The sequence below is a fragment of the Paenalcaligenes sp. Me131 genome, assembly GCF_050487225.1.
In the GTDB taxonomy this organism is placed as follows: Bacteria; Pseudomonadota; Gammaproteobacteria; order Burkholderiales; family Burkholderiaceae_B; genus Paenalcaligenes.
Genome location: NZ_JBKQGY010000001.1, coordinates 655,135 through 672,465, shown reverse-complemented (window position 1 = coordinate 672,465; position 17,331 = coordinate 655,135). Strand labels below are relative to the sequence as shown.

Below are 17,331 nucleotides of genomic sequence, written 5' to 3'. Positions count from 1 at the left end.
CTTGTAATTATTGTGGTCCGAGCGCTTGAATATGGCTGCGCAGATCATTTACTGCAGGTGCGATATGCGAGGCAGCATCCTTTCCGGGTACATACCGATATCCGATGCTTGTTACACCAGCTATATCACTTGGTAGTTTGACTTTATCCTCACGCGGCTCCATTAAAATAGCTCGATTTCGACCTAGGCGACCCATAAAAAGTCCCAGCTCAAATATGACATTGTCGCGCGGAACAGGCCATTGCTGCTCACGAATCTCAGCAATATCATCACCATGAGCAATAGCAATAGCGAAATCTGCCTGATTCACCTCATCCTCTAAAGTCTCCAGGGTATAGTTAGTCACCTTAAAAACGCCTTCGCTCCATAGGATTACCTCGAAAGGATCATGCTGCAACCCGCTGTGAATTAGACGTGCAACAGGTAACGCCTCAACAGAGCAGATGATGAACAAACGAATACGCTCACGCAGAGGTTTGACCAGTCGGTTTCTCTCCAATAATCGGCGAGCAAGTTCTTTTGCGATCAGTTTATACAATTCTGGATACTGTTTTCCCAATTCGTCGAACTGTGCCTCATCTATTTTGGCGATGAGACTCTGCTGTATTGCTGTCACTGTAGCTGAGCGTTCCTGAGTGGGCTCAATTACTCCCATTTCTCCAATATGACTTCCTGCTCCTCGTCTCGCAATCTCTCGGCCATTTACGATAATTTTAAATGAACCGATAAGAATAAAATAAATTTCGTTTGAGTAGTCCCCTTGATTAATAATTGACTCTTCTGCAGCAACCTCAATTAGCTCTGATATTTCGGCTAGCCTCTCTGCTAAATCAGTATTCCCTGCTACAAGCTGCTGATTTTTAAATGCCTCAAAGCGTAATCGGCGTCCCGGTTCGCCCAAAAAACGGTTCATCATACTCACTCCAAGTTAACATGGTTTTTTAAACCACTCCGACCAGAAAGAAAAACATTTTAAAGGATATTGAGATGCTAGACAGATATAACAATTCCCCAAAAACAAGACCCTAAATAATGCGAATGATCGCCTAATTTATAATACTTGTTTTAGAAAAAAAAACCGATAACCACTCCTCAGCAATCCCATCAATGTCAGTACTTTTCAAAGTGCTACGAACAGGCATCTTCCCAGGCCGAAAAGCATGCGTTGAGCCTCGGAGTTTTCCTCTCGAATCGAGCTTGACCACTAAGAGCGCCAAAAAAGTTGATGCCTGATCTTTATCCTCAACCAGTCGCTGCATCTGTCTGAAATCTCCCAAACTTGGGGTTGCTGGATACAAGGGGTGCGAATGCCATTCACCCAAGTAGTTGAACTGCTCAGGGCGATTTCCCATTCGCTTATGAAAACGCTGGATGAACTCAGTATGCTGGACGGGATCCCGATTAAAACGACTAGTAGTACCATTGCGTTGGACTGATAAATCGAGAACGAGAAACCTCCCATCAGCCACCTGCTCAGCAGCAAGTACGCCGCCAATTTCATTCGGGCCCGCTGCTTCCAACTCCCTACGGAGCTTTCGGATACAGCGGCTGTTGAGTACTATCTCGATCACGGCTATGCCTTAACCTCGGATGAGGAGTCGTTTGACTCAGGGCATGGGTCATCCACGATGGATGCATCGGCCACGCCTATGGGACGTGTATCAAAAGGCTGATCGAAGACCCACTCCCTACGCAAACCAATCGCATAAGCTGAGTGAGGGTACTCACTGTCTTGTCCACTGCGCAGCAAGTCAGCAGCAAAGTGCGTGAGGTGCGCAGAGATCACCGAGACATCTGCGTCGTCAGCAATCAACGGCGCTTGGTCATCTGGCCCAGCGGTGGCGTAGTCAATACCTGCTGACGGTGGCGGCTCAGGATGTTCTGGGTTGCGGAACCAAGAATAGATACTATCTCGCACAAGGTTGGGGGCTGCCTCAATCCCTGGCCGGCTTCTGGCGATGTAACCGCCAAAACCACCACCGAATACACGCCCCCAGACCATTGGTATGCGCTTGTCTTCAGACACCGAGGCAGCATATATGAACCCTTGCCCGCTGCCCGTGGTTTCGACAATTAAATCACACGTTTGCAATTGAGCAAGGCAACACATTAGGGTGTCCACAGATGTCTGACCACCCAAGTGATTTATCCACTTGTCAACAACCACGCGACTGTTGATTCGTTGGAGGAGGTCAATCAGTCCATCAACCTTATGAGCGCCAACCCCTTGCCAGTCGAGCTCATTACGGACCAGATTTCCTACGTGCAGAATATCAGAATCGACGAGAAAAAACTTTTCTACGCCCATTCTGACCAAGGACGTTGCGACTTTGCTTCCCATCGAGCCGCAGCCGAGGATGGCTACTTTCATGTCTTTGAGTATTTCGTTTTGTACGGGAGTGCGTTGTTGCTGATCCATATGGATACTCGTGACGTTAAAAACATGGCCCTCCAGGCTGAGAAACAGAGCAATAGCTCTATTATCTATCAACCCGACAATGAGGCTAGGAACGTGGAATGGAATAGATGAGAACGCGGCCCAACGCTCAGCACAAGACATCTCCTGAGCTGTTAATGCTATATGCCTTGGGTCGCCCTCCGTAATGACCGCAATCCGACCGCCTTCCCGCTGTGTGTGACCGATAGATGGTGAGATAGATTGGTCTACCCACGATGCGTGCTGTGCTGAACCTACAATGCCGGTAGCGATGAAGATGCACGTATCTCCAACAAAATTAGTCCTTACGTCCAATATGGAAGGTGCAGTTGCTCTACTTTTGACCCTGTTAATGAGCTCATCACTCAGTACAAGTCGTGTATTACTCCAGCTAAGTGCTTGACCATAGGTGAAGCGATGCTCAGATGGAACCACTCCCATTTGACCGGAGGTGTCCGCGGCACCTTCTGTATCCAACAAGTGCCGTGCGCTTCTAAGGATATCTGCACCATCATATACCTTGCGCCAAGTATCGGCGCGCAGCTGCAAGCAAAGTTCTCCATAGCCCCATTGATGAGTCGACCAACGCTGCTCTGACTGTCGTGGAACTAGCCGCGGAGGCGCGCCAGGATAGATGAAGGGATACTCCAATCGCGCTTGCCGCAACTGACCGCCTGCAGTGAAATCAATGTTGACGTGCGCGGTCTGTGCTTCGGCATTGAGAGTCCAGTCAATTCTCGTCACCCACCCCTCATCTTCCAGTGCAGCAAGAGCTCTCTTCTCATGTGCTAAACGCCATGGGCGCAACTCAAACCAGACCATTATGAAAAGCCTGCAAGGGTCCTGGACGGCTCGGCTGCGGCCTTGAAAGAGAATCCCGCGGCTGCAGCCGTCGCCGGTTTCAGGAGAGAGCTTGAATTAGTTGACCCTTTGCTCTCCTCCTTAGGCTCCAAAGCCTCGATAGCTGCAGCGTAATCAAAGTTGGAGCGTCGTCGGTCGGTCTCAAATAGATCTCGAAAAGCTTTGGGGGCATGGGCATACAGCCCCGGCCCAATAGCCGTTTGGTGACCACTACAACGCTTTTGTTCTGCTTCAGAATCAAGCACTGAGCGACTGATGCAACATCGGATCATTTCGGACTTAACCCCCAGCCGGGTCACAGCAATGAATGCGTGTTCCAAGCCGATTGCCAAACCCAAGCTCCCAACATCGACACCTTCGGCTTTCAGCTCACTCAGAGCAACTTCAAAGCTGCTGCGCATTGCCGCCGCACACAGCATTGCGTTTTTCGCAGTCTCCGCATTATCAGTTGTTGCTGAGGTACCTTCGATTAAGATGCCATGAATACAGTCACCAATAAATCGGATTTTCTTGCCTGCAAAATCCTCATAGAGCACAGCATCGAGCTCGCTACGCAGCACATGGAGGGTCTTGATGACATCAATCGCATCATCGTCATCATCAATCCGCTCCTCCACATACTTGGTGAAGTTATCGATGTCGGCATAAATGGAAGTTGCTTCCTGCCGACGAGAGTTCTTCGGTGTCAACACTTCTAGGTCAAGGTCGCTATACGGAGGTGTGTGCCGTGTGAATTCGAACTTCCCTATTGGGTTGTCTTGCAGGTCTTTTTCCCAATCCTTAACGACTCTATCCACAGTGATACTGAGGTCGGCCTCCCTCTGTGATTCCGCGATTTGCGTCTCGTTGAGAGCACTCGTGTAATCGTTTATCGCCTTACCCCACCCGACCGCAGCACGAGCGGCATTGGTAATAAATATACCCTCAACATTTAAGTCGTAACCAGCCCGTTTTGCAGCTTGGTTTGCAGGATTACCCAAAAACAGGGGTTCACGGCCGCGCCGGCGACCGTTGTTAACAGCAAGGGCCTTTCCGGTGTCGATTCCTATCCGGGTTTTAGCAGCCGGAAGTGGGTCATCCTCGTTCTCGCCAATCCGGGCGAGGGTATCTCTGATGAGTTGGGCAGTTGCAACCGCTTTATGTACGCGCGCAGCCTCATCACTGTATGGCTTGGCGAATACAGCGTGTAGTCGCTGGTTATGGAAGTCAACCTGAATGGCTTCAACGCTCTGTAGAATGTTTCTGACCGCTCGGTAATGGTTATTGAGAAATCGAAGAGCACGCTTATGTGAGCGCTCGCCATCGATCACAGTAGTTTCCAGCAACTCTTTGATGTTGCTGATGTCGACATAAAGATGTACGCCATCAACCCGATAAGCAACGTTTGTCCCAAGACTAATCAACTCGGTGTCGCGTACATAGTCCTTGATCTCTACATTACTGACTTCAGCCAAACGAGTTGCGATCCGCGACTTCGCCTTATCCTCTTTCCACGTGCGCTTAGACATACATCCCTCCCTAGTTTGACACTCTTATGGAAATAATAAAAGCACTATATATAGTGCTTTTATTTAAGTCAATACACCATATATAGTTATTCAGAGAGAAACATACCTATTACATTGAGGAGGCCTCATTCACGAAGCTCTTTCGATCTATAGCTTGTCATCTGTACATCGAATCAATCAACTAATGGAATTCGAAACACAGCCTCTCGACAGACAACAAGAGAACAGCATAAACCCTACAACTTGCACTGTTTTAAACAAGTTAGTGGCTGTTAACGATGAGATGACCCGCTACTCATCTCTCGGTATGCTGTCTCAATTATTGACTCAAGTGTCTTTTGCAGGCTAAGCCCAGCCCTTCTAGATAGAGCATCTAACTGCTCTTTAGACTCCGCTCTAATATGAGTGTTAATCGCCCTAAACTTATCCGACCTACGTAACTGCCTCTGCCTCCATGCTTTAGAGATATTCGTCCTAAAAAGCGTTAGCTCTGCATCGCTACATTTCCAAGTTTGTAAAGCTGCATAAAAAGCCATTTCCTGTTCTTGCTCACCATGCGGTACCAACCAAAACAATAATGGAAGAGGTGCTACATCACAATTAAACCCAACAACGTCATGCTGCGCTTTATTAAAGGCCTCGACCTTGCTTTCATGAGCGTGTAGCAAGTAATCCCAAGCCCACTGACATGCGCCATCGTTGTCGGGCTTTAACCATGGCAAAGGTTTTACCCTTTGTTGCGCAGCAGCATAGCCTCTTTCCAAATAAGCAACAAACTCTGTCTTATCTTGACTCATATCGGAATCTTCAAGCGCTTCTAGGAAGAACTTGTAGCGCGCTTTATGCCCCTGAGGAATAGAACCTTTAAACTCCTCACGAGCAACAGACAAGCTCTTTTGTAGGTTAGGTTTCGGAAGTCTTGTCGCCATGCATAAAAAAAAGAACAAACAGGCTCTTTCATTTTCCAATAGCCACTCAACCAGACTCAGTGGCACGAGCCCCTGCTTCAGAGCTATCAAAAATCTACTAGCGTTTACCTGTGACTTTTCATCTTGCGGGCAGCCTAATGAATAACTAAGCAGGTCATGCCTTATTTCTGCTTCAGTGCCATCTACTGATAACTCATCATGTGGCCTCTCAGAATAAAAATTAACATGTTGTAATCGAGACTCTTGGCCATTCCGAGGGTCCCTATATTTGTTTACATGACGACTAAAAAGCCTAAGCGCTCTCAAGTCAGCTCTTAACAGCTCATCCCTCACTAAATGATTATTCCCATGAATAAGGTCATACATAGCCATCCCCATACAAAACACTGCGTGTCAATCAGAGCCTAAACCATTACACTTCCGTAGACAATCACTAGCAACCCTGAAGGTAATTGATGCTTAATCATAGGCTAAAAGAATCATATAGAAACGTATTTGCTAGTCAGAATGACTGCAATGCTTACATTCTTAACAAAAAACAACCCAACAATTAGCTAGAGAATCTAGATCGTCTGTAACCAAGCACTCTTAATATCAGAGCACAGTGCTCACACCAAACATCCCTATTAAGGCAATTCCTACAGGCTAAACCCCAAGAGCACAACTGCCTCAGCGCGGCCAACTTGTCGGTTTAGTAATATAAATAAGAGAGGTAAGTAGCCATCTGTATTGCCTGTACTCTTAACTAGCTAAGAGACTGAAGTAGACAACTATAAACACTAGTCATGAGTCACAGACTCATCAGCAACTAGACACACTCAAGAGACAAAAAATATAGAGGTAGTACCTCGTATGACTTTAACCATACGAGGTAACACATGAACACTCACCCTGCCCATTCCTACAATAAGAGCTACCAAAAACAAATCATTCGCACTCTTTGGTCAGCACTAAAAGCGCACAAGCGAATCACTGCTGTTCGCGTTGATCTAAGAACCAGCAGTGACCACTCAAACCAACCATACCCCTCTGCCCTAATGACTCGGTTTATCGAGTCATTAAAAGCAAAACTGGCTGTTGATCTCGAAAGAAAAAGCACTCAATGGAACAGGCAACTAGCCTGCCAGCTGAAATATGCATGGGTACGTGAGGTTGGCCCCATCAACAAGAAAAAACACTTCCACGTTCTGCTGTTACTTAACAAAGACGTTTATCACGCTCTAGGAGATTTTCGTCAGGACAGGAATACCTTGGCATCAATGATCGCTCAAGCTTGGTGTAGTGCACTTTCAGTCCCCTACCCTGAGCACAAGACACTCACACACTTCCCCTTTGGCGGTCTTATGTATGTAGATGCCAATCACCCTACCTTTGAGCAACAACGTCGTCTGGTGTTAGCTAGGGCCAACTACTTGGCAAAGAAGGCCACAAAACAATATGGAGACGGTGAACGCTCCTTTGGCTGTAGCCGTTCTTGATACGTTTTTATTGTGTTGCTCCATCCAGTAGAAGAAACGCTCAAATCGTTAACTTGACGCCCTCTTCTGCCCTTAACGAGACAGGAGATCTACATGGATGCAACACAAACCAGCCACTCAAACTCAATCCCACTTGCTCCCAGCACACTCGTACCTGTGCTGGAAGATCAGTTCCTTAGCATGGCCTTTATTACTCAGCTCACAGGACTGACAGACAAATGGTTCTACAAACTCATACAAGATGGCAAATTCCCCCAACCTATAAAGTTTGGACGAAGTTCTAGATGGCTTAAAAGTGAAGTGGAGTCCTGGATAAGACAAAAAATTTATGACTCAAGAAAAACGGAGGATGGCTACTAGATCCTTTAGTAGCCTTAGCCTCTTAAAGATGGCCCAAATCAGCCAGAGAAACGCACCCCTTTGCTCCTACGACGATATGGTCTAACACTCTTACATCGACTAGCGCTAACGCGTCCTGCAATTGCTTAGTAAGTGAGATATCCGTACTGCTAGGGATTGGATCACCTGATGGGTGGTTATGAGTAAAAATCATCGCAGCAGCATTATGTGCTAAAGCAAGCTTCACAATCTCTCTTGGGTACACAGCCGCTTGAGATAAAGTGCCCCTAAACACTTCCTCGAAACCAATGATTTTGTGTTTGGTATCCAAAAGCAACACTGCAAAAACCTCATGCTCATAACCTTGCAATAACGTTTGAATATACGTTTTGACGGTACTAGGGCTATCAATGACTTTGCCTTTACTCAGTCGTTTACGTGAGAGCTGATTGGCCATGGTTAAAATATCAGCTTCTGACAAGCACATAGACTCCATCAGGTAGAGTCCAGTCTCTGGGCACGATTTCATTTTGTGGTACTTCATAATTTCCTCAACACATAAAAAAACGCCACCGGTTAGGGTGGCGTTTTGCTGTATGACTAGGTGCTGTACATCGTTGGCTACTATTTAAGCCTCCCTCCTTCCGCTAACGACACGCAAGCATCTTGGGTAACCAAGACATGATCAATCACATGTACATCAACAAGCGCTAGGAGGTTTTTAAGAGCCTGGGTTAGTTTGATCTCCATTTGGTCAAACCGAGGATTTTGAAAGGAACAACTACGTGCTAGCACGACAGCATAAGCCTTGTAATCCAAGGCACGTTTAATAGCCTCTCGAGGATATGCCGTTATAGTTCTTAGATCTGCTTTGCGTATTTGATAAAAATGAAGCACTCGATACGCCTTATCCAGCAACAGAACTGCTAACACCTCCTGCGTAGCATTGTGGAGCTGCTCAAAAAGAAACGCTTGAATCGTTGTGTGATCCTCGAGCTGCTGCCCAAGAGCATTACGCCAGCCTCTTCTGTGTCGCTTGCCCTCTGTTACTTTAGAGCTCATGGGTAAGGCGCCTTGATCAAAAAACCTATCAACGGCACCTCGTTAGCCCTCCAATCCATATCAGCGTGATGCAGCATCATTTCCCTCCTGCAAGCGAGAACTGACTTGAAACGAATGATGGCAACGCAGACATTGGTAGTTGCTCAAAACAGCCTCATCTAGCGCTTTCCCAAACGCTGCACCGGCTGCACAACCCAAAGCACCTTCCACAAAGGCGCCCAGCACTGCTGTCGAAATACGAGTAAGGGATGAGGTCGATACAACCAATTGGAGAGCTCCTCCTCCAACGCCTTGAACACCTCCCGAGAGTGCACGCAAAACGCCAACGCTGGCACCTAAGATGCCAGCAAGTTTTTGAGCGTGATTTTTAGTTTGTAGATGGGACGAACCTAATGGCTCAGACATAAAAACTCCTTGATGGAAAAACGGCATAAATGAGCAAGCGGTTGCTTGCCCTCATCAAGGTGATATAGGTCTGAAAAAGCCTAGGATACATTCCTAAAACTTAGCTGTTCTTATACAAACGTATACGGCCTAGCTCTAGTAAATATTGAGAGCATCTCTATTAAGAGAATTTTTTAAAATAGCGCAACTCAGTCCATATAGCCGTAGAGTCTTTATCATCGAGCCAAACACTCAAAAACTACGTAAAGCCGACATCTCGCACTGGTGGCTCATAATCATCGCCATGCATCATTGCTTTAATTCTGCGTATAGTTCTGGGATGTACAGAGTATTTTTGAGCAACTTTCTCCAAAGGCACTTGATTGGTTAATGCCAAAATTGCTTCCTTATGTTGAGCCGGTGATAATGCTGGCCGCCTACCAAGTTGCCTTCCGTTTGCACGGGCAGCTGCCATCCCTGCCCGCGTGCGCTCACTGATGAGCGATCGCTCGAACTCCGCAAGTGCAGCCATCATATGAAATAACAACCTGCCGCCTGATGTTGTTGTATCAATGCTTTCAGTCAGTGAAATGAAGTGAATATTTTCCTTGCCTAACCTATCTATAGTCTCCACTAAATAACGCAAGGATCTTCCCAATCGATCTAAACGCCAAACTACTAGCGTATCACCCGACTTCAACTTTCCCTTAAGGTCGCTTAAACCTGGACGTGCTGCTTTTGCTCCGGATATCCCCTTATCCGTATAAATAGAATCACAATTTGCTCTCTTTAGGGCAGCTATCTGCAGATCTAGATTTTGATCTTGCGTCGAGACTCGCGCATACCCATATCTTTTACTCATAATCCCCATCTTCCTAGCGCAAGGCGCGCGCCCTCCCCGACCTCTCTTTGCGAAATCGACGCTAATAAATTTTAAGGTCTAGCGGATTTGCTGCCATACGATCTCAGGTTTTACTAAACACACGCCAGCTTGAAGCCTCTTAAAGAAAGGCCAAGCTCGCTCGTACTGCTATAAAAACCGTTACATAGACACGTTATTAGCATTACACCAATAATTACATACAGTAATTTAATGTTAGTTAATGCTACCCGGGTGTCAACAAATGCAAGGCAGGCACAAACCATAATACGGATCAGTGCTCGTTGCGTTTTGTTCAAAGAACGTCAATAAACGTCAAGAATAGAGGTCTGTACAGGGTTCAGATTTTGACAATAAGGCTCCTTTTAGTCCCTATTGAGTCGCACATTAGAATTATCCTTTTCAGCGCAAATTCTATACAAACAATCTATCTTTTTATTACAAGTTTGATGTTGACATAAAGGAGGCATTTTGTCCTTTCCTGGCCAAAAAGCCAGTCATTGACAGAAGACCAGCACACCAGCAACCAAAAGAAACAACGGGGCATGCAATGAATGTCCCATCAATGCTCTCTTTGTCTGATGTACTGCAGCAGATCACTGCCTCCAACGAATACCTTCTTCTAGGCCTGAGCAATGGCAAAGCGCTATGTGACGCGTATGGCTTAGAACCTTTTCAGCACGCCTTTTTATCAGCGGTACAAGAGCGTTTACGCCCGTATGGCGTTACCGATCAAGATATTACTGTAGTGAATCAAGTGTTGTTGCTAGTCGGATGGAGCAACACCGGTTTACCGCTACAACCTAATAAAGACTTATACCTAGAACGTATCAAAGCAGCGCTTTGCTATGAGCCTGTTCAGTGTGGTTCTGCTCGAATTCAAATAAATGTCTTTTCCTCTTGGCTAACGCTATCGCCTTATGAGGCACCCAACTCTTCTCAATTACGATCGTTAGCAAACGCAATAGCGTTCTCAGAGGTCATCCCGCAACCTCGCGAACAGACTCGAGATGACATGGCTTTAGCGATCCGCTTTTATACGGATATGCAGAGCGATAAGGTCGTGCTGTCTTTCCAGCCGGTTGTATCTATCAAGAATCGCCAGCAAATACTGTATTACGAAGTCCTATTACGCAGAAATGAGTCTGCTGATGCGGCCAACGCAGCAACCTCCTGCGCTCCTGTTATTCAAGCATTAGAACGACTACACAGCACTGAGCGACTAGATGCCAGTGTGCTCTGGACAGTTCTACAGCTATTGAAACAAGACCCGAGCCTTCACCTAGCATGCAATATTTCCCCCTTGTCGCTACATGATAGGACTTGTTGGCGACTCATAGCTTCAACGTTAAGAAAAGCCCCAAAACTTGCTGCCCGTCTGACTTTAGAGATTTCTGAGACAACTGCCGTTTTTGATCTTCACGCGGCAGCGAAGCAATTGAACTCGTTACGAGTTCTAGGCTGCAAACTCGCCATTGCTACTACCGGAGCTGGTCTTAATGCCTTCAGACTAGCCAAAAAGCTTGGCCCCCACGTTATAAAAATTCATAAAACCTTACTGCATCAAGCTCGTAACCAAGGGAGCGGCCCTGGTTTCCATTCGTGGTTGCAACTCCCCAAAAGCATGAGTCAACAAGTTGTAGCAGAAGGTATTGAAACAGACCTAGACCTTCAGCTAAGCGTCGATGCCGGCGTACATGCCGTGCAAGGCCACTTCATAACGCCACCCACTGTACAGCCTCCATGGAATGGAGCTGTCCCTTTGTGCGTGCGAGACAGCTTTACCCCTACTCACAACCCCGTATCTCTTTGACATTTCCTCCGAGGAAAAGAAACCGATGAATCATGTTTATAAAGCCATTTGGAATGAGCAAACAGGAACATTTGTTGCCGTTTCAGAAAATCAAAAAGCTAAAGGAAAGCGAAGCTCTTCTTGTACGAATGGAAGAAAAACCTCGTCACTTTCTATACATATCGCATGCGCCACACTGGCAGCTGTAGGTAGTTTAAGCATGAGCACTGCTTGGGCTGCCGTTGATATCCCTCAAGGGGAAAATGTGATTAATTTCACAGCCCCGGACGGCACTATTAAGTTTGTAGACGGTGGAAGTATTGTAGGGTTGAGCAACCTGACAATTTCTGGTGCCTTAAATGCTGATCAGATTACGGTGGGTGGTGAGTCTGTGGCGACCCTGGCACAGTTAAATTCCACCTCTGCGGATGTGCAGACCAATGCAGGCAAGATTGGTGTACTGGAAGGCCTAGTCGCGGGTAATAAAGACGATCTTGACGACCATGCAGTCAAAATAGCTGACAACCAGACAAAAATTACCACTCATGACACTCGGATCACGAATAATGCAACGGCCATTACCGCGCAAGGCACTCGCATTGAAACGGCCGAAGAAGAGTTGGACACGATCAACAATCGTCTGACCGCTTTGGGAGTGGATGAAACGAATCCTGGAGTGAAGTATTTCCGTGCCAATTCAGAGCTGCCTGACGCCGAAGCGAACGGCGAAGAATCCATTGCAATTGGCCCTGATTCCAAGGCAGAGGGTGATCGCAGTATTGCCGCAGGCCAAGGTGCTTTGGCGGATGCCGAAAGCGCAATTGCATTGGGTGATGGTGCCCGTGTCGCCAGCGCAGACAGCCGCCCTAAACCGGAAGCGGCCATTGCCATTGGTAAGGATAGCCAGAGCAGCGGCTTAGCCAGCGTTGCGGTAGGTCGCGAAGCAGCGGCGGGTGGAAATAATGCACTCGCTCTGGGCACACAAGCACAGGCCAGCGGTGCTAATGGTATCGCCTTAGGTTTAGGTGCCCAGGCCGATGCTGAAAACAATATCTCTATCGGTAATGGTGCTGGCCGGGCGACTGGCAATCATCTGCCAGGTGACCGTTCACACAATATTGCCATCGGTCAGGCCAGTGGTCAGAACGTCAAAGGTCAGTTTAATGTGGCGTTGGGTGATGGCACTGGCAATGGTGTAAATGGTAGCGATAACGTAGCGTTGGGCCACAGTGCCGGCCTGAATCTTGTTGGGGATGCCAACGTCAGCCTAGGCAAGAATGCCAATCAAGGACGTGAATCAAACCGTGCCATCGGTATTGGTGAGAGTTCAGGCGCTGACACAGAAGGCGTGGCGATTGGCTACAAGGCCATTGCCGGGAATACCGGGGTCGCGGTGGGCCGTCAGACAACAGCATTGGGAACTGGGACAGCCATTGGTCCTAATGCCCATGCGGACAGTAATTTTGTGGCCCTGGGTTTGAACTCTCATGCTACACAAAGTGATGTGTCTGGCTTGGGCCGATTTACCAATAAAGGCTTCACCGGAAGTGCTGTTTCTGTTGGCAGCAGCCAAGCTGGCAGTGAATTCACTCGTCGTATCGTGAACGTAGAAGATGGTGCCAATGATACTGATGCTGTGAACGTGCGCCAACTGCAATCAGCAGTGGATCAGGTGACGCTGGGTGCAACAGTAGACTATGAGAAGCTGGCCGAGAAGGTTGGTGAGGACTGGGGGCAGCAAATTGAAGACAGCAAGGCGCGTTACTTCAGTGTCAACGACGGCGGTGTAGATAAAGGTAATAAGGACAATAACGGAGCTGCTGCCACGGCCGTCGACTCTGTTGCTATTGGCCCAGATGCGACAGCCAAAGAGAAAGACTCCGTTGCCATTGGGCATATGGCTGGAGCAGAAGGAGCCTCCGCTGTTGTGATGGGTCACAACATCAAGGGCTTGGGGCTAAACTCCACAACTATCGGTAACTCCCAATCAGAAGCACGCGACGAAAGCGGTGTGGCTATCGGCACGCACGTCGTTAGCCGTGACAAGAACTCCATCGTGATTGGTAGGGATTCCTACACTGATCGCCAGGCCAATGGTCCTTCTGTCGAGAACTCGATTGTGATTGGTACAGAATCCAGCTCCACAGCAGTGGAAGGGATTGTGATTGGTAAAAACTCAGTGGTGAATGCGGCACGCGGTATCGCACAGGGTAGCCATGCGGAGGCAACGGCCAATGACGCCATGGCCTTTGGTACCCGGTCGCAGGCAACCGCCGGTAATTCACAAGCCAGCGGTACGGATGCCAAAGCCTTTGCGGCACGCAGTATTGCAATAGGTACTAATGCTCGCTCAGGCCAGGCTAATCCTGATGTAGAAAATCAGGACAAGAACCGTGACTCCATTGCGCTGGGTACGGACTCCGTTGCCGAGTTCAATAGCAGCATTGCGGTAGGTCGCGAAGCCCAGGCCACAGCCGACTATGCACAGGCACAGGGCAAGGGTGCTCATGCCTTTGGTGAGGCATCGATTGCACAAGGTCGTGACGCTTTGGCTCTTGAACGGCAGGCGATCGCGCTGGGTGACGGTTCCCGCAGCACGGCTAATCGTGCTGTCGCTATTGGCCAGGGCGCACGTGCAGGCAATGCGCGCTCGGTAGCTCTGGGAGATGGCGCGGAGACAGCAGGTGCGGTTGGCACTTCGAATGCCTCTTTGAACGGACTGACCTACGGTAACTTTGCCGGTGATCGTCCTATTGCGACGGTCAGCGTGGGCACGGAGCAGGAAAAACGCACTGTGACAAATGTGGCCGCAGGCCGGATCAGCGCGAGCAGCACAGATGCGATCAATGGCAGCCAGTTGTATGCCACGAATTCGGTGCTGGGCAATGTGGCCAACACCACGAAAAATATCTTGGGTGGTAATGCCTCTCTGGCCCCCAACGGCAATCTAAGCATGAGCAATATCGGTGATACCGGAGAAAACACGGTGCACGATGCAATCAAATACGCAGCTCAAGGTTGGCATGTGAGTGCCAATGGCGCCGCTACTGCGAACGTCAAACCCGGTGGTTCAGTGGACTTCAGCAATGACGATGAGAACATCATCGTTACGCGTACTGGCACCGATCTGGCCTTCAACCTGGCGGATGATCTAACTGTTGGCAAAAGTATCACTGTAGGCGATACGGTAGTCAAGGGCGATAGCATCACTACCAATAGCTTAACCGTTCAGGGTGAAACTCGCTTGGGCGATAACTTTGTGGTCAACAACACAGGGGACGTTATTTACAAGGGTAACGAGGTTGCTACCCAGGCCGATGGCTTGAGCTTCGCAGGCAATACCGGCAACACCATTGCCAAGACGCTGGGTGATGACACACCTCTAACCATTTCTGGTGAATTGGCCGGTGGTGAAGCCTCCACCGGTGCAAACCTGCGTGTCGATAGCGACGGCAACAAGTTGAGTCTGGTCATGGCTCAAAACCTGACGGATCTGAACAGCATCACCATCAATAATGGTGGTCCGGTGATCAATGTCGACGGCATCAATATGGGTGGCAAGAAGATCACTAATCTGGATGCCGGCACGGATGACACTGATGCCGTGAATGTATCGCAGTTGAAAGAGGTTTCAGATGTGGCCAACGCTGGCTGGAACGTCAGCGCCAATGGTCAAGCAGCCGAAAACGTTAAGCCCGGCGCTTCAGTGGACTTCAGCAATGACGATGGCAACATTACCGTCACTCGCACAGATACTGATCTAGCCTTCAACCTGGCTGATGACCTGACGGTTGGCAAGAGCATCACCATCAATAATGGTGGTCCGGTGATCAATGGCGACGGCATCAATATGAACAGCAAAAAGATCACCAATCTGGCTGCTGGGACAGAAGATACCGATGCTGTGAATGTATCCCAGTTGAAGGATGTTTCAGAGGTAGCCAATGCTGGCTGGAACATCAGTGCTAATGGTGATCCTGCTGAGAACGTCAAACCCGGTGGTTCAGTGGACTTCAGCAATGACGATGGCAACATTACCGTCACTCGCACCGGTACTGATCTGGCCTTCAACCTAAACAAGGACATTGATCTGGGGGCGGATGGCAGCCTGACGACTGGTAACACGGTGGTCAATAATGATGGTCTGATTGTGGCTGATGGAGCAGGTAACAAGACCTCCACGACAGCGACAGGCACCACTGTTAGTAATACCGCCGGTGAGAAAACCACAGTGGCAGCGGGTTCGATTACAGTGACAGATGCAGACGGTAATAGCACTGCTATCGGCAGCACACAAGTGGTGGTGGGTGGAGCGAACCAAGTCACGATCAATGGCGATACCGGCCGAATTAGTGGCCTGACCAACACCACTTGGGATCCAGACAACTACACCAGCGGCCAAGCAGCTACCGAAGACCAGCTCAAACGAGTTAGTGATGTTGCCAGCGCAGGTTGGAATGTAACTGACGAGGATGGTAATAGCGCCAATATTGGCCCGAACGGAAAGGTCGCATTTGTTGGTGACAATAACGTGACGGTCGAACAGACCGGAACTGATGATGCCGGACAGGTTGAAGTCAAGTTGAACAAGGATATTGACCTCGGAGCAGATGGCAGTCTGCAAACGGGTGATACCTTAATCGATAACTCTGGGGTTAACGTAGGCAAAGATGTTCACCTAGGCAGTACCGGCCTAGTCATCAACAATGGGCCTAGCATGACTGTAGACGGGATCAATGCAGGTGGCATGCGCATCACCCATGTTGCTGCAGGGGTGAACCCTACAGATGCCGTTAATTATGGGCAACTCCAACCCATTGAGTCCTTCATAGACCTAGATGGAAAAGGTTCTTTTACCTACAACGGTGGTCAACATACCTCGCTAAAAGATGTACTAGACAGTCTGCATTGGAATGTCGAAGCTCCAGCACCCGGCAAGGAAGATGGTAATACGGGCGGTTCTACTGGCCCAGGCTCGCCAGGTGGTGGCAATAACAGCTCAGGAGACAGTACACCTATTCATAACGGCAATACTGTGGGCTTTGTCGAAGGCGACAACATTGTGATTTCCAAGACAGATAAGGTAAATGATGCTGGACAGGTGGTTGGCGCTGACATCAAGGTAGCAGTAGCTCAAGACTTGAAAGTTAACTCTATTACGGCTGTAAACATCAAAGCAGATGAAATCCAAATTAATAATGGAGGCCCCATTATTAATGAGAACGGCATTGATATGTCAGGCAAACGTATCACTAACGTCGCAGCAGGTATAAACGAAACAGATGCCGTGAACGTCGGACAGTTACAAGAAGTGGCTGGCAACCTCCAAGGTCAAGTCAATCACATTCGCAATGACATGCATCGTTTAGATAATAGGCTCAGCGCAGGTGTTGCTGCCGCAATGGCAACCGCCTCCCTGCCCCAAGCCTACTTACCTGGCAAACATATGATGTCGATGGCTGGAGGTACCTGGCGTGGCGAAACTGGTATGGCTATCGGTTTCTCAGGCATCACAGACAACGGTAAATGGGTTTACAAGCTATCCGGGAATGCCACATCTCGTGGTGACTACGGTGGCGCAGTAGGCATCGGTTATCAATGGTAAGGCTTAGCTAATCACACAATGCATCGGTGGAGTTCCACCGGTGCGCAGCATCTATT

Annotated in this window: 13 protein-coding genes and 1 pseudogene; 5 read left to right on the top strand and 9 right to left on the bottom strand. The window is 48.5% G+C overall.

The annotated features are described in order from the left end of the window. Positions 1-7 precede the first annotated feature (7 nt). The 5 genes from ACLPHM_RS03210 to ACLPHM_RS03190 form a co-directional block, all read right to left on the bottom strand. Positions 8-916: a TIR domain-containing protein gene (locus ACLPHM_RS03210; RefSeq protein ID WP_430219833.1), complete on the bottom strand. Its 909-nt coding sequence runs from the start codon at positions 914-916 to the stop codon at positions 8-10. 130 nt (positions 917-1,046) lie between these two features. Beyond that, on the bottom strand, positions 1,047-1,571 hold the full coding sequence (locus ACLPHM_RS03205) for a M67 family metallopeptidase (protein ID WP_430219832.1): 525 nt from the start codon (positions 1,569-1,571) through the stop codon (positions 1,047-1,049). Between the two features lie 2 nt (positions 1,572-1,573). Further along, positions 1,574-3,259, bottom strand: a complete 1,686-nt coding sequence (locus tag ACLPHM_RS03200) for a ThiF family adenylyltransferase (RefSeq protein ID WP_430219831.1) — start codon at positions 3,257-3,259, stop codon at positions 1,574-1,576. Next, positions 3,259-4,806 carry a transcriptional regulator gene (locus tag ACLPHM_RS03195; protein ID WP_430219830.1) on the bottom strand — a complete coding sequence of 516 codons (1,548 nt, stop codon included), beginning with the start codon at positions 4,804-4,806 and terminating at the stop codon, positions 3,259-3,261. The genes ACLPHM_RS03200 and ACLPHM_RS03195 overlap by 1 nt, the downstream gene beginning before the upstream one ends. A 272-nt stretch (positions 4,807-5,078) precedes the next feature. Beyond that, positions 5,079-6,101 (bottom strand): hypothetical protein, encoded by a 1,023-nt coding sequence (locus ACLPHM_RS03190; protein ID WP_430219829.1) that lies wholly within the window; start codon positions 6,099-6,101, stop codon positions 5,079-5,081. 512 nt (positions 6,102-6,613) lie between these two features. On the opposite strand from ACLPHM_RS03190, the gene ACLPHM_RS03185 reads away from it, so the two are divergent. Further along, positions 6,614-7,213: an inovirus Gp2 family protein gene (locus ACLPHM_RS03185; RefSeq protein ID WP_430219828.1), complete on the top strand. Its 600-nt coding sequence runs from the start codon at positions 6,614-6,616 to the stop codon at positions 7,211-7,213. Between the two features lie 93 nt (positions 7,214-7,306). After that, positions 7,307-7,573, top strand: a complete 267-nt coding sequence (locus ACLPHM_RS03180) for a helix-turn-helix transcriptional regulator (RefSeq protein WP_430219827.1) — start codon at positions 7,307-7,309, stop codon at positions 7,571-7,573. 22 nt (positions 7,574-7,595) lie between these two features. On the opposite strand, the gene radC is transcribed toward ACLPHM_RS03180, so the two are convergent. The 4 genes from radC to ACLPHM_RS03160 all read right to left on the bottom strand — a co-directional run bounded on the left by radC (position 7,596) and on the right by ACLPHM_RS03160 (position 9,860). After that, the gene (gene radC, locus ACLPHM_RS03175; protein WP_430220740.1) at positions 7,596-8,039 is read right to left on the bottom strand and encodes a RadC family protein; all 444 of its coding nucleotides are present in this window, start codon (positions 8,037-8,039) and stop codon (positions 7,596-7,598) included. 137 nt (positions 8,040-8,176) lie between these two features. Next, entirely contained in the window at positions 8,177-8,614 is a 438-nt protein-coding gene (locus ACLPHM_RS03170) for a JAB domain-containing protein (RefSeq protein WP_430219826.1), read from the bottom strand. Between the two features lie 60 nt (positions 8,615-8,674). Beyond that, positions 8,675-9,019 carry a hypothetical protein gene (locus ACLPHM_RS03165; RefSeq protein WP_430219825.1) on the bottom strand — a complete coding sequence of 115 codons (345 nt, stop codon included), beginning with the start codon at positions 9,017-9,019 and terminating at the stop codon, positions 8,675-8,677. Positions 9,020-9,257: 238 nt separating this feature from the next. Beyond that, positions 9,258-9,860 carry a recombinase family protein gene (locus tag ACLPHM_RS03160; RefSeq protein WP_430219824.1) on the bottom strand — a complete coding sequence of 201 codons (603 nt, stop codon included), beginning with the start codon at positions 9,858-9,860 and terminating at the stop codon, positions 9,258-9,260. A 568-nt stretch (positions 9,861-10,428) separates the two neighbouring features. On the opposite strand from ACLPHM_RS03160, the gene ACLPHM_RS03155 reads away from it, so the two are divergent. From ACLPHM_RS03155 to ACLPHM_RS03145, 3 genes and pseudogenes are all read left to right on the top strand, one after another. Next, a complete protein-coding gene (locus ACLPHM_RS03155) occupies positions 10,429-11,691 on the top strand; it encodes an EAL domain-containing protein (protein ID WP_430219823.1) in 1,263 nt (420 codons plus the stop codon). After that, positions 11,627-11,827 (top strand): annotated as a pseudogene (locus ACLPHM_RS03150) (ESPR domain-containing protein); the annotation flags it as partial. The gene ACLPHM_RS03155 and the pseudogene ACLPHM_RS03150, both read left to right, overlap by 65 nt. 63 nt (positions 11,828-11,890) lie before the next feature. Beyond that, entirely contained in the window at positions 11,891-17,275 is a 5,385-nt protein-coding gene (locus tag ACLPHM_RS03145) for a YadA-like family protein (RefSeq protein WP_430220739.1), read from the top strand. Positions 17,276-17,331 lie beyond the last annotated feature (56 nt).